General features: G+C 62.1%; 22 protein-coding genes. 14 read left to right on the forward strand and 8 right to left on the reverse strand.

Annotation, left to right across the window (positions count from 1 at the left end):
• Positions 1-6 precede the first annotated feature (6 nt).
• From ACMGGN_RS24120 to trpE, 8 genes are all read left to right on the forward strand, one after another.
• Entirely contained in the window at positions 7-639 is a 633-nt protein-coding gene (locus tag ACMGGN_RS24120) for a response regulator transcription factor (protein ID WP_174142587.1), read from the forward strand.
• Between the two features lie 211 nt (positions 640-850).
• On the forward strand, positions 851-1975 hold the full coding sequence (locus ACMGGN_RS24125; protein WP_039601666.1) for an ABC transporter ATP-binding protein: 1125 nt from the start codon (positions 851-853) through the stop codon (positions 1973-1975).
• A gap of 40 nt (positions 1976-2015) precedes the next feature.
• Positions 2016-3050 (forward strand): ABC transporter substrate-binding protein, encoded by a 1035-nt coding sequence (locus ACMGGN_RS24130; RefSeq protein WP_115273027.1) that lies wholly within the window; start codon positions 2016-2018, stop codon positions 3048-3050.
• A 67-nt stretch (positions 3051-3117) separates the two neighbouring features.
• Positions 3118-4365 carry an ABC transporter permease gene (locus ACMGGN_RS24135; RefSeq protein ID WP_046787582.1) on the forward strand — a complete coding sequence of 416 codons (1248 nt, stop codon included), beginning with the start codon at positions 3118-3120 and terminating at the stop codon, positions 4363-4365.
• Positions 4366-4376: 11 nt separating this feature from the next.
• On the forward strand, positions 4377-5204 hold the full coding sequence (locus ACMGGN_RS24140; protein WP_012316549.1) for an ABC transporter permease: 828 nt from the start codon (positions 4377-4379) through the stop codon (positions 5202-5204).
• A gap of 145 nt (positions 5205-5349) precedes the next feature.
• The gene (gene rpe / locus ACMGGN_RS24145; protein ID WP_012316548.1) at positions 5350-6024 is read left to right on the forward strand and encodes a ribulose-phosphate 3-epimerase; all 675 of its coding nucleotides are present in this window, start codon (positions 5350-5352) and stop codon (positions 6022-6024) included.
• Positions 6021-6839, forward strand: a complete 819-nt coding sequence (locus ACMGGN_RS24150) for a phosphoglycolate phosphatase (protein WP_251962687.1) — start codon at positions 6021-6023, stop codon at positions 6837-6839. The genes rpe and ACMGGN_RS24150 overlap by 4 nt, the downstream gene beginning before the upstream one ends.
• A gap of 67 nt (positions 6840-6906) precedes the next feature.
• The gene (gene trpE / locus ACMGGN_RS24155) at positions 6907-8388 is read left to right on the forward strand and encodes an anthranilate synthase component I (RefSeq protein ID WP_046787584.1); all 1482 of its coding nucleotides are present in this window, start codon (positions 6907-6909) and stop codon (positions 8386-8388) included.
• Positions 8389-8424: 36 nt separating this feature from the next.
• Here the strand turns inward: trpE and estP are convergent, their stop codons facing one another.
• Positions 8425-10314, reverse strand: a complete 1890-nt coding sequence (estP, locus tag ACMGGN_RS24160; protein WP_414156337.1) for an esterase EstP — start codon at positions 10312-10314, stop codon at positions 8425-8427.
• 373 nt (positions 10315-10687) lie between these two features.
• On the opposite strand from estP, the gene ACMGGN_RS24165 reads away from it, so the two are divergent.
• Genes ACMGGN_RS24165 through ACMGGN_RS24180 form a run of 4 tightly spaced genes read left to right on the forward strand, consistent with a single transcriptional unit; the run spans position 10688 to position 13920 of the window.
• Entirely contained in the window at positions 10688-11281 is a 594-nt protein-coding gene (locus ACMGGN_RS24165) for an aminodeoxychorismate/anthranilate synthase component II (protein ID WP_046787586.1), read from the forward strand.
• A 9-nt stretch (positions 11282-11290) separates the two neighbouring features.
• Positions 11291-12340 carry an anthranilate phosphoribosyltransferase gene (gene trpD, locus ACMGGN_RS24170; protein ID WP_251962688.1) on the forward strand — a complete coding sequence of 350 codons (1050 nt, stop codon included), beginning with the start codon at positions 11291-11293 and terminating at the stop codon, positions 12338-12340.
• Positions 12337-13170: an indole-3-glycerol phosphate synthase TrpC gene (gene trpC / locus ACMGGN_RS24175; RefSeq protein WP_115273022.1), complete on the forward strand. Its 834-nt coding sequence runs from the start codon at positions 12337-12339 to the stop codon at positions 13168-13170. Before trpD ends, trpC begins: the two co-directional genes overlap by 4 nt.
• A gap of 45 nt (positions 13171-13215) precedes the next feature.
• Positions 13216-13920 (forward strand): biotin/lipoate A/B protein ligase family protein, encoded by a 705-nt coding sequence (locus ACMGGN_RS24180; protein ID WP_125924639.1) that lies wholly within the window; start codon positions 13216-13218, stop codon positions 13918-13920.
• Here the strand turns inward: ACMGGN_RS24180 and crp are convergent.
• Positions 13917-14561, reverse strand: coding sequence for a cAMP-activated global transcriptional regulator CRP (crp, locus tag ACMGGN_RS24185; RefSeq protein ID WP_046787604.1), 645 nt, complete (start codon positions 14559-14561; stop codon positions 13917-13919). The two genes, ACMGGN_RS24180 and crp, sit on opposite strands and share 4 nt — an antisense overlap.
• A gap of 191 nt (positions 14562-14752) precedes the next feature.
• Between crp and ACMGGN_RS24190 the strand changes: the two genes are divergently transcribed.
• Entirely contained in the window at positions 14753-15175 is a 423-nt protein-coding gene (locus ACMGGN_RS24190) for an OsmC family protein (RefSeq protein ID WP_004376171.1), read from the forward strand.
• A gap of 111 nt (positions 15176-15286) precedes the next feature.
• On the opposite strand, the gene ACMGGN_RS24195 is transcribed toward ACMGGN_RS24190, so the two are convergent.
• The 6 genes from ACMGGN_RS24195 to hemJ form a co-directional block, all read right to left on the reverse strand.
• Positions 15287-16327 carry a DUF2157 domain-containing protein gene (locus ACMGGN_RS24195; protein WP_115273020.1) on the reverse strand — a complete coding sequence of 347 codons (1041 nt, stop codon included), beginning with the start codon at positions 16325-16327 and terminating at the stop codon, positions 15287-15289.
• 10 nt (positions 16328-16337) lie between these two features.
• Positions 16338-16985 (reverse strand): 2-polyprenyl-3-methyl-6-methoxy-1,4-benzoquinone monooxygenase, encoded by a 648-nt coding sequence (gene coq7, locus ACMGGN_RS24200; protein WP_012316538.1) that lies wholly within the window; start codon positions 16983-16985, stop codon positions 16338-16340.
• Positions 16986-17051: 66 nt separating this feature from the next.
• A complete protein-coding gene (locus ACMGGN_RS24205) occupies positions 17052-17390 on the reverse strand; it encodes a histidine triad nucleotide-binding protein (RefSeq protein ID WP_115273019.1) in 339 nt (112 codons plus the stop codon).
• A 65-nt stretch (positions 17391-17455) separates the two neighbouring features.
• Positions 17456-18238 (reverse strand): SDR family NAD(P)-dependent oxidoreductase, encoded by a 783-nt coding sequence (locus tag ACMGGN_RS24210; protein WP_115273018.1) that lies wholly within the window; start codon positions 18236-18238, stop codon positions 17456-17458.
• Positions 18239-18305: 67 nt separating this feature from the next.
• Positions 18306-19262, reverse strand: coding sequence for an NAD(P)H-dependent flavin oxidoreductase (locus ACMGGN_RS24215; RefSeq protein WP_115273017.1), 957 nt, complete (start codon positions 19260-19262; stop codon positions 18306-18308).
• Between the two features lie 30 nt (positions 19263-19292).
• Positions 19293-19718: a protoporphyrinogen oxidase HemJ gene (hemJ, locus tag ACMGGN_RS24220; RefSeq protein ID WP_046787594.1), complete on the reverse strand. Its 426-nt coding sequence runs from the start codon at positions 19716-19718 to the stop codon at positions 19293-19295.
• 142 nt (positions 19719-19860) lie between these two features.
• On the opposite strand from hemJ, the gene argC reads away from it, so the two are divergent.
• The gene (gene argC, locus ACMGGN_RS24225) at positions 19861-20895 is read left to right on the forward strand and encodes an N-acetyl-gamma-glutamyl-phosphate reductase (protein WP_046787595.1); all 1035 of its coding nucleotides are present in this window, start codon (positions 19861-19863) and stop codon (positions 20893-20895) included.
• The last annotated feature ends 150 nt before the right edge of the window (positions 20896-21045 follow it).

Raw genomic sequence — 21045 nt, forward strand, 5'->3', positions numbered from 1 at the left:
AGAACGATCGTGATTCGAGTGCTGGTGGCCGAAGACCACACCATTGTCCGCGAAGGTATCAAGCAGTTGATCGGCCTGGCCAAGGACATGCAGGTGGTGGGGGAGGCCGGTAATGGTGAACAGCTGCTGGAAACCCTGCGCCACACCGCCTGCGAAGTGGTGTTGCTGGATATCTCGATGCCCGGTGTCAGTGGGTTGGAGGCGATTGCGCGGATCCGCGCGCTGCACAACCCGCCGGCGATCCTGATGCTGTCGATGCACGACGAAGCGCAGATGGCCGCGCGCGCGCTCAAGGCCGGCGCTGCCGGCTATGCCACCAAGGACAGTGACCCTGCTTTGCTGCTGACCGCAATCCGCCGAGTGGCCGGCGGCGGGCGCTACATCGATCCGGCGTTGGCCGACCGCATGGTCTTCGAGGTTGGCCTGACCGAAACTCGGCCGCTGCATACTCTGCTGTCGGAGCGCGAGTTCTCGGTGTTCGAACGCTTGGCTCAAGGTGCCAACGTCAACGATATCGCTCAGCAGCTGGCGCTCTCCAGCAAGACCATCAGCACCCACAAGGCGAGGCTGATGCAGAAACTCAAGGTCAACTCGCTGGCTGAACTGGTGAAGTACGCCATGGAGCACAAGCTGGTATGACCGTTCTGTTTGCGACATAGGTTATCTGCCAGGCACCGCTTTCCCGCTGGCTGGCTGAGACTTGCATTCCAATCCCGCCATCGGTGTAGGGCAATCCCTACACAAACTCTTCCAACCGGATGATGGCATTCTCTCAGCGCCCCCGATTTCCGGGCGCTTGCGTCTTCTTTAGTCTTTGCCTACGCAGTCATTCCAACAAGAAGGTGCAGGCATGAGCGAGGCGAATTCGAACGCGACCACCGGTGAGACGCTGGTCAGTTTCCGTGGTGTGCAGAAGAGCTACGACGGCGAATCGCTGATCGTCAAAGACCTCAACCTGGACATTCGCAAGGGTGAATTCCTCACCTTGCTCGGCCCTTCCGGCTCGGGCAAGACCACCAGCCTGATGATGCTGGCGGGTTTCGAGACCCCGACCGCCGGTGAAATCCAGTTGGCCGGGCGCTCCATCAATAACGTGCCGCCGCACAAACGTGACATTGGCATGGTGTTCCAGAACTACGCACTGTTCCCCCACATGACCGTGGCGGAAAACCTCGCTTTTCCGCTGAGCGTGCGCAACCTGAGCAAGACCGACATCAGTGAGCGGGTCAAGCGGGTACTGAACATGGTGCAGCTCGATGCCTTCGCCAAACGCTACCCTGGCCAGCTTTCCGGTGGCCAGCAGCAGCGCGTGGCCTTGGCCAGGGCGTTGGTGTTCGAGCCGCAGCTGGTGCTGATGGACGAGCCGCTCGGCGCGCTGGACAAGCAGCTGCGTGAACACATGCAGATGGAGATCAAGCATATCCACCAGCGCCTGGGTGTAACCGTGGTCTACGTAACCCACGACCAGGGCGAGGCGTTGACCATGTCCGACCGTGTGGCCGTGTTCCATGAGGGCGAGATCCAGCAGATCGCCGACCCGCGCACTCTTTATGAGGAGCCGCGCAACACCTTCGTCGCCAACTTCATCGGCGAGAACAACCGCATCAACGGCACGCTGCTGGCCAGTGACGGTCATCGTTGCCAGGTGCAGCTGGCCCGCGGCGAGCGGGTCGAGGCGCTGGCGGTGAACGTCGGCCAGGCTGGGGAGCCGGTGACCCTGTCGGTACGCCCGGAGCGCGTGCGCCTCAATGGCCACAGCCAAAGCTGCGTCAATCGCTTCTCCGGCCGCGTGGCCGAGTTCATCTACCTGGGCGACCATGTACGGGTACGTCTGGAAGTCTGTGGCAAGGCTGACTTTTTCGTGAAACAGCCGATTGCCGAGCTCGACCCGGCCTTGGCCGTGGGCGATGTGGTACCGCTGGGCTGGGAGGTGGAGCACGCGCGCGCGCTCGATCCGATTGCCGAAGCCCACTGATGGATTGCTTCACCAACCCTGTACTGTGGAGAGAATAATAATGCGCAAGCAGCTGAAACTGACCGCCCTGGCCCTTGGCCTGTTCGCCGCCGGCCAGGCCATGGCGGCAGACCTGACCGTAGTGTCCTTCGGCGGCGCCAACAAGGCGGCCCAGGTCAAGGCGTTCTACGAGCCATGGGAGAAGGCCGGCAAGGGCAAGATCGTCGCTGGCGAGTACAACGGTGAAATGGCCAAGATCAAAGCCATGGTCGACACCAACAGCGTGTCCTGGAACCTGGTGGAGGTGGAGTCGCCAGAACTGGCCCGTGGTTGCGATGAAGGCATGTTCGAGGAGCTCGACCCGGCTCTGTTCGGCAACGAAAGCGATTATGTGAAGGGCGCCATCCAGCCGTGCGGCGTGGGCTTCTTCGTTTGGTCCACGGTGCTGGCCTACAACGCTGACAAGCTCAAGACAGCCCCGACCAGCTGGGCCGATTTCTGGGACACGAAGAAATTCCCGGGCAAGCGCGGCCTGCGCAAGGGCGCGAAGTACACGCTCGAGTTCGCCCTGATGGCCGACGGCGTTGCGCCCAAGGATGTGTACCAGGTGCTGGCCACCAAGGGCGGCGTGGACCGCGCCTTCAAGAAACTCGACGAACTCAAGCCGAGCATCCAGTGGTGGGAAGCGGGCGCCCAGCCGCCGCAGTACCTGGCCTCGGGTGATGTGGTCATGAGCTCGGCCTACAACGGGCGCATTGCTGCGGTGCAGAAAGAGAGCAACCTCAAGGTGGTGTGGAACGGTGGCATCTACGACTTCGACGCTTGGGCCATCCCGAAAGGGGCCAAGAATGTCGAGGAAGCGAAGCAATTCATCGCTTATACCGTTCAGCCCGAGCAGCAGAAGACCTACTCCGAGAACATCGCCTACGGCCCGGCCAACTCCAAAGCCGTGCCGCTGCTGGCGGACGCGGTGAAGAAGGACATGCCGACCACGCCTGAAAACATCGCCAACCAGGTGCAGATCGATGTGGCCTTCTGGGCCGACAACAGCGAGCAACTGGAGCAACGCTTCAACGCCTGGGCGGCGAAGAAGTAAGGCGCCTCGAAGGAGCGCCGGCCCGTTGGCTGGCGCTCCCTGTTCCCCTGTTTTTGCGGAGTTCGCCATGGCCATTGCAGTGCCCCTCAACGAAGGCGCAGGTCCAAGTCTCAAGCAGCGCCTCAAGCACGCCGAGCGGGTCAACCGCTGGAAGGCGCAGGCGCTCATCGCGCCGCTGGCGCTGTTTCTCCTGCTGGTGTTCCTGGTGCCCATCGCGGCGCTGCTGTTCAAGAGCGTCGACAACCCGGAAGTGGTCGGCGGCCTGCCGCGCACGGTCCAGGCTGTGTCGCAGTGGGATGGCAAGAGCCTGCCTGGCGAGGAGGTTTACAAGGCCCTGAGCCAGGACCTGGCCGAATCGCGCAAGAACCAGACCTTGGGCGACCTGTCCAAACGCCTGAACATGGAGCTGGCCGGCTACCGCAGCCTGCTCTCCAAGACCGCTCGGGCGCTGCCGTTCAAGGCCGAACCTGCCTCTTACAAAGAGGCCTTGCAGGCCCTCGATGAACGTTGGGGCGACCCGGCTTACTGGCAGGCGATCCGCCGCAACACCAGCAGCGTGACTTCTTATTACCTGCTGGCATCGGTCGACCACCGTATCGATGACCTCGGCGAGTTGGCCAAGGCCACCCCCGACCAGTCCATCTACCTGGACATCTTTGCCCGCACCCTGTGGATGGGTGTGGTGATCACGGCCATCTGCCTGGTGCTGGCGTATCCGCTGGCTTACCTGCTGGCCAACCTGCCGACCCGCCAGGGCAACCTGTTGATGATATTGGTGTTGCTGCCGTTCTGGACGTCGATTCTGGTGCGGGTGGCAGCGTGGATCGTACTGCTGCAGTCAGGCGGCCTGATCAACAGTGCATTGATGGCCATGGGCATCATCGATCAGCCGCTGGAGCTGGTGTTCAACCGCACCGGCGTGTACATCTCGATGGTCCACATCCTCTTGCCGTTCATGATCCTGCCGCTATACAGCGTGATGAAGGGCATTTCGCCGAGCTACATGCGTGCAGCGATCTCCTTGGGTTGCCACCCGTTCGCCAGCTTCTGGCGGGTGTACTTCCCGCAGACCTACGCGGGCGTGGGCGCCGGTTGCCTGCTGGTGTTCATCCTGGCCATCGGTTACTACATCACCCCGGCGCTGCTCGGCAGCCCGAACGACCAGATGGTCAGCTACTTCGTGGCCTTCTATACCAACACCAGCATCAACTGGGGCATGGCTACCGCGCTGGGCGGGCTGTTGCTGCTGGCGACCGTGCTGCTGTACCTGATCTATAGCTGGCTGGTCGGTGCCAGCCGCCTGCGCCTGAGCTGAGGAGCCTAGTGATGCTTAGCCCATACATGTCGCCCGTGGAACGGGTGTGGTTCTACAGCCTGCGTATCCTTTGTGGCCTGATATTGCTGTTTCTGGTGTTGCCGGTACTGGTGATCGTGCCGCTGTCGTTCAACAGTGGCAGCTTCCTGGTGTACCCACTGCAAGGCTTTTCCCTGCAGTGGTATCACGATTTCTTCGCCTCGGCCGAGTGGATGCGCGCCCTGAGGAACAGCGTCATCGTCGCCCCGGCGGCCACGCTGCTGGCCATGGTGTTCGGTACGCTGGCAGCGATCGGGCTTACCCGCGCCGATTTTCCGGGCAAGTCGCTGGTCATGGCGCTGGTGATTTCGCCGATGGTGGTGCCGGTGGTGATCATTGGTGTAGCCAGCTACCTGTTCTTTGCCCCGTTGGGGATGGGTAACAGCTTCATTTCGCTGATCCTGGTGCACGCGGTGCTGGGTGTGCCGTTCGTCATCATTACCGTGTCGGCGACCTTGCAAGGCTTCAATTACAACCTGGTGCGTGCGGCTGCCAGCCTGGGGGCCTCACCGGTGGTTGCGTTTCGCAGGGTCACCTTGCCGCTGATCGCCCCCGGAGTGATCTCTGGGGCGCTGTTCGCCTTCGCGACCTCGTTCGATGAGGTGGTGGTGACGCTGTTCCTCGCCGGGCCAGAACAGGCCACCCTGCCGCGGCAGATGTTCAGCGGCATTCGCGAGAACTTGAGCCCGACGATTGCAGCGGCGGCGACCTTGCTGATCGGTTTTTCGGTGGTGCTGCTGCTGACCCTGGAGTGGTTGCGCGGGCGCAGTGAGAAGCTGAGGACTCAGCAGCCTGCGTGATTGATCGGCCTTTTCGCAGGACTGCCTGCGAAAAGGCCGATGCTGGCGTCGCAGTGACCCCTTCACACGGATTGATGCCAATCAGCCCCTATCCAGTTCGCTGAGTTACAATGCGCGCCACCTAGATTCTGCCAACAGGTGCGCCATGCAGCCCTACGCTATTGCCCCCTCCATTCTCTCCGCCGATTTCGCCCGTCTGGGCGAGGATGTCGACAAGGTACTGGCCGCGGGTGCCGACATCGTCCACTTCGACGTGATGGACAACCACTACGTACCCAACCTGACCATTGGCCCGATGGTCTGCACCGCCTTGCGCAAGTACGGTGTGACCGCGCCGATCGATGTGCATCTGATGGTCAGCCCGGTAGACCGCATCATCGGTGACTTCATCGAAGCCGGTGCCAGCTACATCACCTTCCACCCGGAAGCCTCGCAGCACATCGACCGCTCGCTGCAGCTGATCCGTGACGGTGGCTGCAAGGCCGGCCTGGTGTTCAACCCGGCTACCAGCCTGGACGCGCTGAAGTACGTGATGGACAAGGTCGACATGGTGCTGCTGATGAGCGTCAACCCAGGCTTTGGCGGGCAGAAATTCATCCCCGGCACCTTGGACAAGCTGCGCGAAGCCCGTGCGCTGATCGACGCCAGTGGCCGTGATATTCGCCTGGAAATCGACGGTGGGGTGAACGTCAACAACATCCGCGAAATCGCTGCCGCTGGCGCAGATACCTTCGTCGCCGGCTCGGCGATCTTCAACGCGCCGGATTATCAGGAAGTGATCGCCAAGATGCGCGCCGAACTGGCTCAGGCCCGCCCATGAGCGGCTTCGAGCAGCTGTTCCCCGGGACGCTGCCCAGGCTGGTGATGTTCGATCTGGACGGTACCCTGATCGATTCAGTCCCCGACCTGGCCGCAGCCGTTGACCGCATGCTGCTCGAACTTGGCCGTCCGGCCGCCGGCCTTGACGCCGTGCGGCACTGGGTAGGCAACGGCGCACCGGTGCTGGTGCGCCGCGCACTTGCCGGCGGCCTGGACCACGCGACCGTAGACGATGAGCTGGCCGAGCGCGGCCTTGCACTGTTCATGGAGGCGTACGCCGAAAGCCATGATCTGACGGTTGTATACCCTGGTGTGCACGACACCTTGCGCTGGCTGCGCAAGCAGGGCGTGGAGATGGCGCTGATCACCAACAAGCCTGAACGCTTCGTCGCACCGTTGCTCGACCAGATGAAGATCGGCCGTTATTTCCGCTGGATCATTGGCGGCGATACCCTGCCACAGAAGAAGCCCGACCCTGCTGCGTTGCTGTTCGTCATGAAAATGGCCGGCGTGAAGCCCGGCCAGGCGCTGTTTGTGGGGGACTCGCGCAGTGATGTGCTGGCGGCCAAGGCCGCCGGCGTGCAGTGCGTTGGGCTGAGCTATGGCTATAACCACGGCCGGCCGATCGATGAGGAAGCGCCCAGCCTGGTCATAGGCGACCTGCGCCTGCTGCTGCCTGGTTGCGTAGTCACCGACACTGGGATAACGTTGGCGGACCTTCAAGCCTCACAAGACAGAGAGCCCACCGTGGTGGTTACCGGCAAATTGTGGATGAAAGTCATCAAGGCCCTGGCCCGTTGGCGTTGGCGCGCCTGACTTCTGCCCGCCGGCCTTTGCCGGCCCGTCCGTTTGCCCGACTCTCATTGTTGCTCCGAGGCTACTCATGACCCGCGAAGAATTCCTGCGCCTGGCCGCTGCCGGCTACAACCGCATCCCCTTGGCCTGTGAAACCCTGGCCGACTTCGATACCCCGCTTTCTATCTACCTGAAGCTGGCAGACCAGGCCAACTCGTACCTGCTCGAGTCGGTGCAGGGCGGTGAGAAGTGGGGCCGTTATTCGATGATCGGCCTGCCGTCGCGCACGGTGATGCGTGTGCATGGCTATCACGTGAGCATTCTGCACGATGGCGTGCAGGTCGAAAGCCATGATGTCGAAGACCCGCTGGCATTCGTCGAAACCTTCAAGGACCGCTACAAGGTCGCTGACATTGCCGGCCTGCCGCGTTTCAACGGTGGCCTGGTCGGCTACTTTGGCTATGACTGCGTTCGCTACGTGGAAAAGCGCCTGGGCGCTTGCCCCAACCCTGACCCTCTGGGCGTGCCGGATATCCTGCTGATGGTTTCGGATGCCGTGGTGGTGTTCGACAACCTGGCCGGCAAGATGCATGCGATCGTACTGGTCGATCCGTCCGAAGAGCAGGCTTTCGAGCAAGGCCAGGCGCGCCTGCAAGGGCTGCTGGCCAAGCTGCGCGAACCTATCACGCCGCGACGCGGCCTGGACCTGAGCGGCCCCATGGCGGCAGAGCCGGCGTTCCGCTCCTCCTTCACCCAAGAGGATTACGAGCGCGCTGTGGACACCGTGAAGGAGTACATCCTGGCCGGTGACTGCATGCAAGTGGTGCCGTCCCAGCGCATGTCGATCGACTTCAAGGCAGCGCCCATAGACTTGTACCGTGCGCTGCGCTGCTTCAACCCGACGCCATACATGTACTTCTTCAACTTCGGGGACTTCCACGTTGTTGGCAGTTCGCCGGAAGTGCTGGTGCGGGTGGAAGACAATCTGGTCACCGTACGCCCGATTGCCGGTACCCGTCCAAGGGGGGCCAACGAGGAGGCCGACCGAGCGCTGGAAGATGACCTGCTTTCGGACGACAAGGAGATCGCCGAGCACCTGATGCTCATCGACCTGGGCCGCAACGATGTGGGCCGTGTGTCCTCCACCGGTAGCGTGCGCTTGACCGAAAAGATGGTGATCGAGCGCTACTCCAATGTCATGCACATCGTTTCCAACGTTACCGGGCAACTGGCCGAAGGCTTGACCGCGATGGATGCACTGCGGGCGATTCTGCCGGCGGGTACCTTGTCGGGTGCACCGAAGATCCGCGCGATGGAGATCATCGACGAACTGGAGCCGGTCAAGCGTGGCGTCTACGGCGGTGCGGTGGGCTACTTTGCCTGGAATGGCAACATGGATACCGCGATTGCCATTCGCACGGCCGTGATCAAGGACGGCGAACTGCATGTGCAGGCAGGTGGCGGCATTGTCGCCGACTCGGTGCCGGCGCTGGAGTGGGAAGAAACCATCAACAAGCGCCGGGCGATGTTCCGTGCGGTGGCGTTGGCTGAGCAACGTCCTGCCGAGTAATTCTCAGGCGTGGGGCCGCATGGCGGCCCCATCCGGTTAAAAGTCGACGCTGACGCCCAAGCTTATTCCTTGCTGGGTCAACTCGTCGCTCTTGCGCCAGTTGTAGCTCCCGCGCAGGTGCACCCCCGCCACCAGCTCATGGCTGACCCCAAGGCTGGCACGAGTCAGGTCGCTCTGCGGTGTGTACCCGGTCAGCGTGAAGTCATTGGCTCGCAGTGTCGTCAGGTGCATCGTCACATCCTGCTGGTCATCCTCGAACTCATGTTCTTGCGCCACCTCGGCAAACAGCCTGGTGCTGGCCAGTACTTGCACGCTGCCCAGCAACCCTACGCCCAGGCGACGCGAAGTGCGTTCCTGGTCATCGAAGCCCAGGGCCGTCGAACGTCCGCTCTTCTCGTCATAACCATCCACCTTCACTCGCGCGTAGTCGGCGCTGATGAACGGCGCCAGCTGCCAGTCACTGCTATCGGCTGCCAGGTTGTATCCCAGTCGACCGGTCACAGCCCAGGCTTCGCCGTCGGTATCACCTTTCTCGCTTCGGTCATTCACGCCTAGGGCGAAGGTGCGTTTGAGGTCGTGATAGTCCAGGTGCCCTGCGCTCAGCACTGCGTCGGCCCACCAGCGGTCCTCACGAAACTGGGCGAAGGCACTGGCCAGGTAGCTGTCGAGCTTGTAGTCCGAGTCTTGTTCGCCTGCCTCCAGTTTCTGGCGATAGACCCCGCCGGCAAGCCCTAAGCGCCAAGCGTCGTTCAGCCGGTAGCTGCCACCCAGGGTGAGGTTGTAGCCGCGCCCGTCAGCGTTGGCAGAACTGCGCTCGCCGTCGAAGTCCAGATCTTGCGCGCCAGTGGCAACAAAGGCCTGCCATTGGCCAGCCGCCTGCCAGGGCGCCTGCCATTGATTACGTAGTTCGTCCTGATGCGCGCGCAGGCTGGCGTGGGCCATTTCCGGCAGCAGCGTCAGCTCCCAGGGTGCGGAAAGGATCGAGTAGCCGTAGTCGGCAATCAGTTGCTGGCCGGCGATGGTTGGGTGTACCGAGTCGTTGAACAGCAGCTTGGTGGGGTCGGGCGTGGTGCCATTGATGCCGTACAGCGGGTTTTCCACGCAACTGTTGCCGCTGTAGCAGGTGCCGACCAGATTCTGCCCGCTGGCCAGGCCGAATTGCGTCGGGCTGGCCAGTGCTTCGTTCAGCAGTACGGGAATGTTCAGTGGAATGATTTCGGCATCGATCTGGCCCAGTTGGCTGACCAGTGACTGGTTGAACACGCTGGACAGTTGCGACAGGGCGTTTTGCTGCGGCGTGCCGCTGAAATTCGGCGTTTGGCCGAGGTCGGGTAGCAGCCAGACCATGATGTAGCGGGCACCGCCTTGTTGCAGGGCCTGGGCGCTGGCGGCCAGGCGCGATCCTGCGACGGCGGCATCGGCAGGGCTGCTCACCAGGCCTTGCAGAAAGTCGTTGCCGCCACCGGTCAGGTAGTAGAGGGCATTGGGGTCTGCGCGCAAGCCATTGGCCAGATACCCGGGCTTGTCGCGTAGTACCAGGCCGGCAAAAGGTTGGCCTGGCGGAATGACTGTCTCGGAAGTGGTGGTGATCGAATCCAGGATCTGCTGCGTGGTGTAGCCGCCAACGGCCCAGTTGTTGCCGTCGGGGCGTATGCCGAGGGACGTGGACGGATTGAGATCTTCCGCGCTCACACCCAGGCGTGCGCCGAGGATCATCGGCGAGACAGGTGCAAAGTTGCCATTCTCATCACGGTTGGTAAAACGCATACCGGCAGTACCGCCGGTCAGGTCAGGAAATTGCCCGGCATCGCTGAGGCTGTCGCCGAAGACGATCATTGTCGAGTAAGGCGAGGGGGCTGCGAAAGCCTGGCTGCAGGCGAGCGCCAACGTAGCCAAGGTGAAACGTAGCAAAGGTGCTTTTCGCATCTGGGAACATCCTTTTCATTGTTTTTATGAGGACAACCCGATCGACCTTAGCAAATCGCGGGGCATGCCTTCCAAGTCCATTCGTTTCCCGTATTTACGGGCATATTGCGCCCGCCGCGCCGGTAGGCTACTGTGCCTGCAAGTATGAGCGAGACCTATCCCGTGTTGATCGTCAGCAAACTCTTGATGCGCGTTATCAAGGCCCACGCCCGTTGGCGTTGGCGCGCCTGACTTTATCTCTTGCCGGCCTGTCCGGCCCGCCCCCGTTTGCCTTCCTGTCCGTTTCCGAGCGCCCCTAGTGGCAACGCCGTGTCTGTTTTTGGTGTAGGAAGGTTCGACTTTTAAAGTCAGTAGATTCTAGAGGTTTAGCCCGATGTTACTGATGATCGACAATTACGACTCATTCACTTACAACGTCGTTCAATACCTTGGCGAGTTGGGTGCCGAGGTCAAAGTCATTCGCAACGACGAAATCACCGTTGCCGAGATAGAAGCCCTCAACCCTGAGCGCATCGTCGTCTCCCCTGGCCCTTGCACGCCGAGCGAAGCCGGTGTGTCCATCGAGGCCATTATGCATTTCGCCGGCAAGCTGCCGATCCTTGGGGTCTGCCTGGGCCACCAATCAATCGGCCAGGCGTTTGGCGGCGATGTAGTGCGTGCCCGCCAGGTCATGCACGGCAAGACCAGCCCGGTATATCACCGCGACCTGGGCGTGTTCGCCGGGCTCAACAACCCGCTCACCGTAACCCGCTACCATTCCCTGGTGGTCAAGCGCCAGACCCTGCCAGAGTGCCTGGAAGTGACTGCCTGGACTGCACATGACGATGGTTCGGTCGACGAGATCATGGGCCTGCGCCACAAGACACTGAACATTGAAGGGGTGCAGTTCCATCCCGAGTCCATCCTGACCGAGCAGGGCCACGAGCTGTTCGCCAACTTCCTCAAGCAGACCGGCGGCCGCCGCTAAGGACCGAGCATGGATATCAAAAGCGCGTTGAGCCGTATTGTCGGCCACCTGGACCTTTCCACCGAAGAAATGCGCGATGTGATGCGCCAGATCATGACCGGCCAATGCAGTGAGGCGCAGATCGGCGCCTTCCTGATGGGCATGCGCATGAAGAGCGAGAGCATCGACGAGATCGTTGGCGCGGTTTCGGTCATGCGTGAGCTGGCTGACAAGGTCGAGCTGAAAAGCCTTGATGGCGTAGTCGACATCGTCGGTACGGGCGGTGATGGCGCCAACATCTTCAACGTTTCCACCGCCTCCTCGTTCGTCCTGGCGGCGGCAGGCTGCACCGTGGCCAAACATGGCAATCGCGCAGTTTCCGGTAAGAGCGGCAGCGCTGACCTGCTGGAAGCTGCCGGCATCTACCTGAACCTGACACCTATCCAAGTGGGGCGCTGCATTGACAGCCTCGGTATCGGCTTCATGTTCGCCCAGAGCCATCACTCGGCCATGAAACATGCCGCAGGCCCGCGCCGCGACCTGGGCCTGCGTACCCTGTTCAACATGCTCGGCCCGCTTACGAATCCGGCTGGGGTGAAACACCAGGTGGTTGGTGTATTTAGCCAGGCCTTGTGCCGCCCGCTGGCGCAAGTGCTGCAACGCCTGGGTAGCAAGCATGTGCTGGTCGTGCATTCCAAGGATGGCCTGGATGAGTTCAGCCTGGCCGCGCCTACCTTTGTCGCCGAACTGAAGAACGACCAGATCAGCGAATACTGGGTCGAGCCTGAAGACCTTGGCATCAAGAGCCAGAGCCTGCATGGCCTGGCAGTCGAGAACCCACAGGCGTCGTTGGAGTTGATCCGTGATGCACTGGGCCGGCGCAAGACCGAGAATGGCCAGAAGGCTGCCGAGATGATAGTGCTCAATGCGGGCGCTGCGTTGTACGCCGCTGACCACGCCATGAGCCTGAAGGCTGGTGTGGATCTGGCCCACGATGTGCTGCACACCGGGCTGGCCTGGGAAAAGCTGCAGGAGCTGGGTGCCTTTACAGCGGTATTCAAGGTGGAGAACGAAGCATGAGTGTCCCGACGGTGCTGGAAAGGATCATTGCCCGCAAGTTCCAGGAAGTGGCAGAGCGCAGCGCGCGCGTCAGCCTCGCCGAAATGGAGCGCCTGGCCAAGGCGGCGGATGGCCCGCGCGGGTTTGCCAATGCCCTGATCGAGCAAGCCAAGCGCAAGCAGCCAGCGGTGATTGCCGAAATCAAGAAGGCCTCGCCGAGCAAGGGCGTGATCCGCGAAAACTTCGTGCCGTCGGAAATTGCCGTCAGTTACGAAAAGGGCGGGGCGACTTGCCTGTCGGTGTTGACCGATGTGGACTATTTCCAGGGTGCCGATGAGTACCTGCAGCAGGCGCGCGCCGCTGTTTCGCTGCCGGTGATCCGCAAAGATTTCATGGTCGACCCTTATCAGATCATCGAAGCACGCGCCTTGGGCGCAGACTGCGTGCTGCTGATCGTGTCGGCGCTCGATGACGTCAAGATGGCCGAGTTGGCCGCTACCGCCAAGGACGTCGGTCTCGACGTGCTGGTCGAAGTACATGACGGTGACGAGCTGGAGCGTGCGTTGAAAACGCTTGATACCCCGCTGGTGGGGGTCAACAACCGTAACCTGCATACTTTCGAAGTCAGCCTGGAGACCACTCTTGACCTGCTGCCACGCATCCCCCGGGATCGCCTGGCCATCACCGAGAGTGGCATTCTCAACCGTGCCGATGTCGAGTTGATGGAAATCAATGACGTTTACTCGTTCCTGGTGGGTGAGGCGTTCATGCGGGCCGAGCAGCCGGGGTTGGAACTGCAGCGGTTGTTCTTCCCTGAACAGGTGAAGAAGACTGTGCAGCAACTGGACTAAGCAACGTTGAAGCCGGCAATCGCCGGCTTTATCGAAGGTGGATCAATGACCGATCAACCCCTGGCCCTCACCGTCGAGCAGGGCCTGCACGCCGAGCAAGATCTTTTGGCTGCGGTCTGCCGTGGCGAAACCGAAAGTGGTGTGCTGTTCTGGCGCCCGACGGATCATGCGCTGGTCATGCCTCGGCGCATGAGCCGCCTGGACAACTTCGAGGCAGCCTGCTCGGAGTTGGCGATCGCTGGCTGGCCAGTGCTGTTGCGTGAAACCGGTGGGGAGCCGGTCCCTCAGTCGCATTCGACAGTGAATGTGGCGCTGGTGTATGTCGCTCCACGCAGCGAAGGCGACCATGGCCGTATCGAGAACGCGTATGAACGCCTCTGCCTGCCGTTGTGCGATGTACTGCGCGAATGGGGCGGTGTGGCTTCGGTGGGCGAGATCGACGGGGCCTTCTGCGACGGCCGCTATAACGTCAACCTCAATGGCCGCAAGCTGGTGGGGACTGCCCAGCGCTGGCGCCAGGGGCTGGGTGGAAAACGGCCGGTGGTGCTGGTGCATGGTGCGTTGTTGCTGGATAACGAGCGCGAGTCGATGGTCGCGGCGGTCAACCGTTTCAATGAATGTTGCGGGCTCGAGCAGCGTTGCCGGGCCGATAGTCATATTGCCCTGCACGAAGTGGCGCCCGCTGTACCCTGGTTCGAGCGCCTGTCGAAGGCTTACAGCGAAGTGCTTGCAGCGCTGCCCAAGGACTAACGGGTACCGTAAACCACCATGGTCTTGCCCTTGACCTGGACCAGGCTGCGTTCCTCGAGGTCCTTGAGCACGCGGCCGACCATTTCTCGCGAGCACCCGACGATACGGCCAATTTCCTGGCGGGTGATCTTGATTTGCATGCCGTCCGGGTGGGTCATGGCGTCTGGCTGCTTGCACAGGTCCAGCAGGCAACGGGCGACCCGGCCGGTAACGTCGAAGAAGGCCAGGTCGCCCACCTTGCGCGTGGTGTTGCGCAGGCGCTGGGCCATCTGGCTGCCGAGGGCGTAGAGAATCTCCGGGTCCTGGCGGGCCAGGTCGCGAAACTTGTCATAGCTGATCTCCGCCACCTCGCACTCGGTCTTGGCGCGCACCCAGGCGCTGCGCTGCTGATCGCTGCCGGCGGGTTCGAACAAACCCAGTTCGCCGAAGAAATCGCCACTGTTGAGGTAGGCGATGATCATCTCGTGGCCTTCGTCATCCTCAATGAGGATGGTGACTGAACCCTTGATGATGAACGACAGCGTTTCGGCCCGGTCACCCGCGCAGATGATGTTGCTCTTGGCGGTGTAGCGGCGGCGCTGGCAGTGCATCAGCAGCTTGTCGATGTTCTTGATCTTGGCGGGTAGGGCTGAGGCAACCATCACGAAATCCTGTTCGATACGACCCATAGGCTCTGGTGGGGAGTCGGCTAACGCGACGCGTCAGTCAATTGGCGCCAGCTTATCAGACACTGCAGGATGTTTCGGCACAAATGCCAAACGTGTGGAGCTTTTCCGACAGCCACACAAGGCTTAAGCTGACACCCTTTTGCGAGATTCAGGAGTACGGACAGATGAAGGCACGCATCCAATGGGCCGGTGAAGCGATGTTCCTTGGCGAATCGGGGAGCGGGCACGTCGTGGTGATGGACGGCCCACCCGAGGCTGGGGGCCGCAATCTGGGCGTGCGCCCGATGGAAATGCTCCTGCTCGGCCTGGGTGGCTGCAGCAGCTTCGACGTAGTGAGTATCCTGAAGAAATCGCGCCAAGCGGTGGAAAGCTGCGAAGCCTTCCTGGAGGCCGAGCGCGCCAGCGAAGACCCGAAGGTGTTTACCAAGATTCATATGAACTTCGTGGTCAAAGGGCGCGGGCTGAAAGAGGCTCAGGTCAAGCGTGCGGTGGAGCTGTCGGCAGAGAAATATTGCTCGGCGTCGATCATGCTGGAGCGCGCGGGCGTGGAAATCACCCACGGCTACGAGATCGTTGAGCTGGGTTGAGACTTGTGGGCTGCTGCGCAGCCCTTTCGCGACACAAGGCCGCTCGAAGGTTCGCGGTCTGTGGGCGCGGCCTTGCGTCGCGAAAGGGCCGCAAGGCGGCCCCGGCGCTCTTCAGTTGCGCAAGGCTGGGAGAGCCACTACCAGCCAACGAGGTACGCAACGCCTCAATGACTGGCTGAGGTGCTCCCGGCGCTTTTGATAACCCAGCCCCAGCCCGATCACCCCCAACCCGATCAAGGTCAGCACCACCGGGAACAGCAGCGACTCGGCAAATACCTCGTAAGACAGGTAGCCAAGATAAGCCGCCACCCCCAGCGCCCCGAACACCATGAACACCGGCCGGCGCAGCAGCACCGCCATTGCCATCAGACCCAGGTTGATCAGACAGTACAGCGCCTTACCCAGCTCGCTGTCGCTTTCGATCATCGTCAGCCCACCCCAGAACGCTGCCAGCCCTGCCAGGTAACCCCAGTGGGCGTAATCCTCATGCGTGCGCCCGTCGACCACCAGAAACACCATGAGCAGCCCGAGCCCGAACCACAGCGAAACCGTGCGCCGCTGTTCCCAGCTGAACGGCGAGCCGAACACCCACTCGCTAAGGTCCATCGACATGAACCATAAGGCCACGGCAATCGGCATCACGATAAACGGGTAGGGGATCAGGCGCAGCATCAACAAACCGGCGACCACCGTGGCCGCCTCCATCATCAGCCATCCGCCCTGCACATAGGTGTAGTACTGGTGATAGTCCGTTTGCCGATCGTCCAGTGGCCACCACCCGGCCAGGCGTTCGATGGCAAAGACAGCCAGGGGCACGATGCTTACCGCGACCGCCGCCAAGACGCCAGCTGCGATGGGTTGCTGGCGTTTTTGCAGGTTGAGGGCGAACAGGGTGAGAAGACCGATGTAAAGAACGGCGATGGCCAGCAGCGCCCAATCACCGATTCGCATCCAGGCTTCGGTCAGCAGCCAGCCCATCGCCCCCATGATCAGTAGGGCGCCGAAATAGAAGGCGACGTGTGCCAGCTGGAAACTGCCACGAGCTGCTGGCTGCTGGCGCAGAAAGTCCAGCAGGGCCTTGTCCTGGCCCGGCTGGAGAACTCCTGCTTGTACGGCGCGCGCCAGGTCCTTGGCGTCGATACGGTCCGTCATTGGCGTGCCCTTAGATGCGGTAAGTGCTTTTGGTCATGACCTTGGCCAGCATGCTCATACCGAAACGTACGGGCGCGGGGAAGCGATAGCCACCTGCTTCAAGGGCCGAATCGGCGTGTTGCTCTTCGTCGACGCGCATCTGCTCGAGAATGGCACGGGACTTTTCGTCCTCATGGGGGATCTGCTCCAGGTGTTCGTCCAGGTGTTTGCACACCTGATGCTCGGTGGCAGCGACGAAGCCCAGGCTGACCTTGTCGCTGACCATGCCGGCGAGCGCGCCGATGCCGAACGACATGCCGTAGAACAGCGGATTGAGCACGCTGGGGTGGCTGCCCAATTGACGGATGCGCTGTTCGCACCAGGCCAGGTGGTCGATTTCTTCCTCGGCTGCATGCTCCATTGCCTTGCGCACCTGGGGCAGCTTGGCGGTCAGGGCCTGGCCTTGGTACAGCGCCTGGGCGCAGACTTCGCCGGTATGGTTGATGCGCATGAGCCCGGCGATGTGGCGGGTCTGGCTTTCGTCGAGCTCGACGTCGGGCTGGACAATGGCCGGAGACGGCCGGGAGGGTTGGCCGCTGAAGGGCAGCAAGGTGCGCATGGCGGTATCGGCCTGCAGCAACAAGCGGTCGAGCGGCGAATAGTGACGTTCGGTAGCCATCGGGCACCTCCGCTGAAGTGATGCCCGACAGTTTACCTCAATCGCCCGGGGTGGGCTTGCCTTGGGTCAGCCCGGTGGCCAGTGCATCTGGCGCTGGCCGAGCACGTGCATGTGGATGTGGTAGACGGTCTGGCCGCCTTGCTCGTTGCAGTTCATGACCACGCGGAAGCCATCGTCGCAGCCAAGCTCCTTGGCCAGGCGCTGGGCGGTGAACAGGATGTGGCCGGCCAGGCCCTTGTCCTCTTCGGTCAGGTCATTGAGCGTACGGATGTGTTTTTTCGGGATGACCAGAAAGTGCACCGGCGCCTGGGGCGCGATGTCGTGGAAGGCCAGAACCTGGTCGTCCTCGTAGATGATCTTCGCCGGGATTTCCCGGTTGATGATCTTGATGAATAAATCGTCCACAGCACTTGCTCCAAGGTGAGTGTCCTGGCCGAGTGTACTTAGCCAGGCGCCGCTCGCCCAGTGGGCTATTCCATTCCGACCGGGCAGTAACGGCGGTGGATGAAGCCTGCAAGCTTGCGCGCCAACCAGCGGGGCAACAGGCGCGGGGCGAATGCCAGCCAGCGGTTGCGGCGAACCGGAATGATCAGCGCCCGGTTTTTCGCCAATGCGCGCACGGTGTACAGCGCCACCTCTTCGGGGCTGAGGCAGCGGCTGCTGCCTTCGAGCCTGGGAATACGCCGGCGCGAAGAGCGCACCGGGCCGGGGCAAAGGACCGAAACCTTGATGCCCGTGGGCTTGAGCTCTTCGCGCAGGGCTTCGGTGAAATGCAGCACATAGGCCTTGCTGGCGGCATAGGTGGCCATCCAGGGGCCTGGCGCTACGGCGGCCAGGCCGGCGACATTGAGGATCTGCCCACCACCCTGTACTGCCATGAGGTTGCCGATGGCATGGCACAGGCGGCTCATGGCGAGAATGTTCACCTCCAGCAGGTCCTGCTCGTCTGCCCACTCGTGGGCGAGAAACGGGCCATAGGTACGTTGGCCGGCGCAGTTGACCAACAGGTCGATGCGCCGCTCGCCCTCTTCCAGCTCGAGTACGAAACCGGACAGGCGCAGCGGTTGGCTGAGGTCGCAGGCGCGTAGCAGTACTTCGACGCCGAAGCGCTGGGTCAGCTCGATGGCTACCGGCTCAAGGGTTTCACGGTGGCGTGCCACCAGGATCAGATTGCGCCCGCGCCGCGCCAGAGCTTCCGCCAGGGCCAAGCCCAGGCCGCTGGAAGCACCAGTGATCATGGCGTAACGGGTCATGCAAGGCTCCTGAGGGCTAAAGAGGGCGCCTAGTGTACAGCGTGGCCAGGCCAGGTGTTGCCTTTTGCTACAAGGCCTTGGCGCGTAACGCCTGGCTGCGCTCCAGGGCTGCTCTGTATTCGCCGTGCAGGCGCTCGATCAGTGCTGCGGCGCCGGGCAGGTCATGGATATCTCCGACGCCTTGCCCGGCAGACCATACTGTCTTCCAGGCCTTGGCTTCATCATCGATTGGCTTGAGTTTGCCCTGTTCCTGGCCGGCCTTCAGTGCGGCCATGTCAAACCCAGCCTGTTCAAGGCTCTGGCGCAAAAAGCTTGCCGGTATGCCGGAAACCGCTGAGGTATGGACGATGTCCGCTGCATGGGCGCCGAGCAGCATCTGTTTATACGCCTCTTGGGCATGGCTCTCCTGGGTGGCAATGAAGCGAGTCCCCATGTAGGCCAGGTCCGCGCCAAGCAACTGGGCGGCGAGTATTTCATGGCCGTGGTTGATGCAGCCGGCCAATAGCAGGGTCTTGTCGAAAAACTGGCGGATTTCGGCCGCAAGGGCGAACGGGCTCCAGGTGCCAGCATGCCCGCCTGCACCTGCCGCCACCGCGATCAGGCCATCGACGCCGGCCTGTGCAGCTTTCTCAGCGTGACGCCGGGTGGTCACATCATGGAACACCAGGCCGCCATAGCCGTGTACGGCATCGACGACTTCCTTCACCGCGCCAAGACTGGTGATGACTATAGGCACCTGATGCTCGACACACAGGGCAAGGTCAGCCTGCAGGCGCGGGTTGGATGGGTGGACGATCAGATTGACCGCATAAGGGGCTGGCGCCTGCAGCTGCCCAAGGCCCGCTTCGATCTCCTCGAGCCAGCCCTTGAAACCGGCACTGTCGCGCTGGTTCAGGGCGGGGAAACTGCCGACCACGCCGTTGCCGCAGCAGGCCAGGACCAGCTGGGGGTTGGAGATCAGGAACATCGGCGCCGCCACCACGGGCAAGCGCAGGCGTTGTTCGAGCGAAGCAGGCAATGACATGGGCGGGGCTCCTGTACAGTGCGATTGTCGTCAGAACGGTTTGACCACCACAAGAATCACGATGGCCAGCAGGAACAGCACGGGTACCTCGTTGAACCAGCGGTAGTAAACGTGGCTGCGGGTGTTGGCACCGGTGGCAAAGCGTTTGCGCTGGGCGCCGCACATGTGATGGTAGCCGGTGAGCAGGAGCACCAGTGTCAGCTTGGCGTGCAGCCAGCCCTGGCTCAGCCAGCCTGGCGTGAGATAGAGCATCCAGGCGCCGAACACGTAGGTGGCAATCATCGCCGGGTTCATGATGCCGCGGTACAGCTTGCGCTCCATGGTCACGAAGCGGTCCTGGCTGATGCTGTCCTGGCTTTGGGCGTGGTAGACGAACAGCCGGGGCAGGTAGAACAGACCGGCGAACCAGCAGACGACGCTGACGATGTGCAGCGCTTTTATCCATAGGTAAAGCATGGAGAGAGTTCCTTCAGGTATTCACGGTCGTCAGATAGTAGAGGCCAAGCGCCCGAAGGGTCACCCGAAGAGTTGTTACAGGCGCCTTGCGCCCCTATCATCGTGCGCTTTCCAGACGGCTCGTTGATAAGGGGCAAGCGTTATGATCAAGGTCGGTATCGTCGGCGGCACGGGTTACACCGGCGTCGAACTGTTGCGTCTGCTGGCACAGCATCCACAGGCCGAGGTGGCGGTCATCACTTCGCGCTCCGAGGCGGGCGTAGCGGTCGCCGACATGTATCCGAACCTGCGCGGCCACTATGACGGCCTGGCTTTCAGCGTGCCGGACAGCAAGGCTCTGTCAGCCTGCGACGTGGTCTTCTTCGCCACCCCGCACGGTGTCGCCCACGCTTTGGCCGGTGAGTTGCTGGCTGCCGGGACCAAGGTCATTGACCTGTCCGCCGACTTCCGCCTGCAGGACGCTGCCGAGTGGGCAAAATGGTACGGGCAGCCGCACGGCGCGCCGGAGTTGCTCAAGGATGCGGTCTACGGCCTGCCTGAAGTCAACCGTGAGAAAATTCGCCAGGCGCGCCTGATCGCTGTGCCGGGCTGCTACCCGACCGCTACCCAGTTGGGCTTCCTGCCGCTGCTTGAAGCTGGCCTGGCCGACCCGTTGCGCCTGATCGCCGACTGCAAGTCGGGTGTCAGCGGCGCCGGTCGTGGCGCCGCCGTGGGTTCGCTGTTCTGCGAAGCTGGCGAGAGCATGAAGGCCTACGCGGTCAAGGGCCACCGTCACTTGCCGGAAATCAGCCAAGGCCTACGCCTGGCTGCAGGCACGGACATCGGCCTGACCTTCGTGCCGCATCTGACCCCGATGATCCGCGGCATTCACTCGACCCTGTACGCGACAGTGGCCGATAAGTCGGTCGACTTGCAGGCACTGTTCGAGAAGCGCTACGCAGACGAGCCGTTCGTCGACGTGATGCCAGCGGGCAGCCACCCGGAAACCCGTAGCGTGCGCGGTGCCAACGTCTGCCGTATCGCCGTTCATCGCCCGCAAGGTGGTGACCTGGTGGTAGTGCTGTCGGTCATCGATAACCTGGTCAAGGGCGCGTCAGGCCAGGCGGTGCAGAACCTGAACATCCTGTTCGGCCTGGACGAGCGCATGGGCCTGTCCCATGCGGGCCTGCTGCCCTGACAGCAGCCACAAGCGGCAAGCGGCAAGCTCTAAGCTGCAAGTGAGCGTATTGCGTTCAGCTTGGAGCTTGTCACTTGCTGCTTACGTATTGTTGACCGATTTTCTCGGAGAAGCGGATAATGCGCGTCATCGAGTTTTATGGCGGCTACT

The organism is Pseudomonas sp. BNK-30, assembly GCF_047456185.1.
GTDB classification, from domain to species: domain Bacteria; phylum Pseudomonadota; class Gammaproteobacteria; order Pseudomonadales; family Pseudomonadaceae; genus Aquipseudomonas; species Aquipseudomonas putida_E.

Bases quoted from the DNA above. Each gene is read 5' to 3' on its own strand.
- ACMGGN_RS24125 (WP_039601666.1), top strand. From the start codon at position 851: ATGAGCGAGGCGAATTCGAACGCGACCACCGGTGAGACGCTGGTCAGT.
- ACMGGN_RS24130 (WP_115273027.1), top strand. From the start codon at position 2,016: ATGCGCAAGCAGCTGAAACTGACCGCCCTGGCCCTTGGCCTGTTCGCC.
- ACMGGN_RS24135 (WP_046787582.1), top strand. From the start codon at position 3,118: ATGGCCATTGCAGTGCCCCTCAACGAAGGCGCAGGTCCAAGTCTCAAG.
- ACMGGN_RS24140 (WP_012316549.1), top strand. From the start codon at position 4,377: ATGCTTAGCCCATACATGTCGCCCGTGGAACGGGTGTGGTTCTACAGC.
- rpe (WP_012316548.1), top strand. From the start codon at position 5,350: ATGCAGCCCTACGCTATTGCCCCCTCCATTCTCTCCGCCGATTTCGCC.
- ACMGGN_RS24150 (WP_251962687.1), top strand. From the start codon at position 6,021: ATGAGCGGCTTCGAGCAGCTGTTCCCCGGGACGCTGCCCAGGCTGGTG.
- trpE (WP_046787584.1), top strand. From the start codon at position 6,907: ATGACCCGCGAAGAATTCCTGCGCCTGGCCGCTGCCGGCTACAACCGC.
- estP (WP_414156337.1), bottom strand. From the start codon at position 10,314: ATGCGAAAAGCACCTTTGCTACGTTTCACCTTGGCTACGTTGGCGCTC.
- ACMGGN_RS24165 (WP_046787586.1), top strand. From the start codon at position 10,688: ATGTTACTGATGATCGACAATTACGACTCATTCACTTACAACGTCGTT.
- trpD (WP_251962688.1), top strand. From the start codon at position 11,291: ATGGATATCAAAAGCGCGTTGAGCCGTATTGTCGGCCACCTGGACCTT.
- trpC (WP_115273022.1), top strand. From the start codon at position 12,337: ATGAGTGTCCCGACGGTGCTGGAAAGGATCATTGCCCGCAAGTTCCAG.
- ACMGGN_RS24180 (WP_125924639.1), top strand. From the start codon at position 13,216: ATGACCGATCAACCCCTGGCCCTCACCGTCGAGCAGGGCCTGCACGCC.
- crp (WP_046787604.1), bottom strand. From the start codon at position 14,561: ATGGTTGCCTCAGCCCTACCCGCCAAGATCAAGAACATCGACAAGCTG.
- ACMGGN_RS24190 (WP_004376171.1), top strand. From the start codon at position 14,753: ATGAAGGCACGCATCCAATGGGCCGGTGAAGCGATGTTCCTTGGCGAA.
- ACMGGN_RS24195 (WP_115273020.1), bottom strand. From the start codon at position 16,327: ATGACGGACCGTATCGACGCCAAGGACCTGGCGCGCGCCGTACAAGCA.
- coq7 (WP_012316538.1), bottom strand. From the start codon at position 16,985: ATGGCTACCGAACGTCACTATTCGCCGCTCGACCGCTTGTTGCTGCAG.
- ACMGGN_RS24210 (WP_115273018.1), bottom strand. From the start codon at position 18,238: ATGACCCGTTACGCCATGATCACTGGTGCTTCCAGCGGCCTGGGCTTG.
- ACMGGN_RS24215 (WP_115273017.1), bottom strand. From the start codon at position 19,262: ATGTCATTGCCTGCTTCGCTCGAACAACGCCTGCGCTTGCCCGTGGTG.
- hemJ (WP_046787594.1), bottom strand. From the start codon at position 19,718: ATGCTTTACCTATGGATAAAAGCGCTGCACATCGTCAGCGTCGTCTGC.
- argC (WP_046787595.1), top strand. From the start codon at position 19,861: ATGATCAAGGTCGGTATCGTCGGCGGCACGGGTTACACCGGCGTCGAA.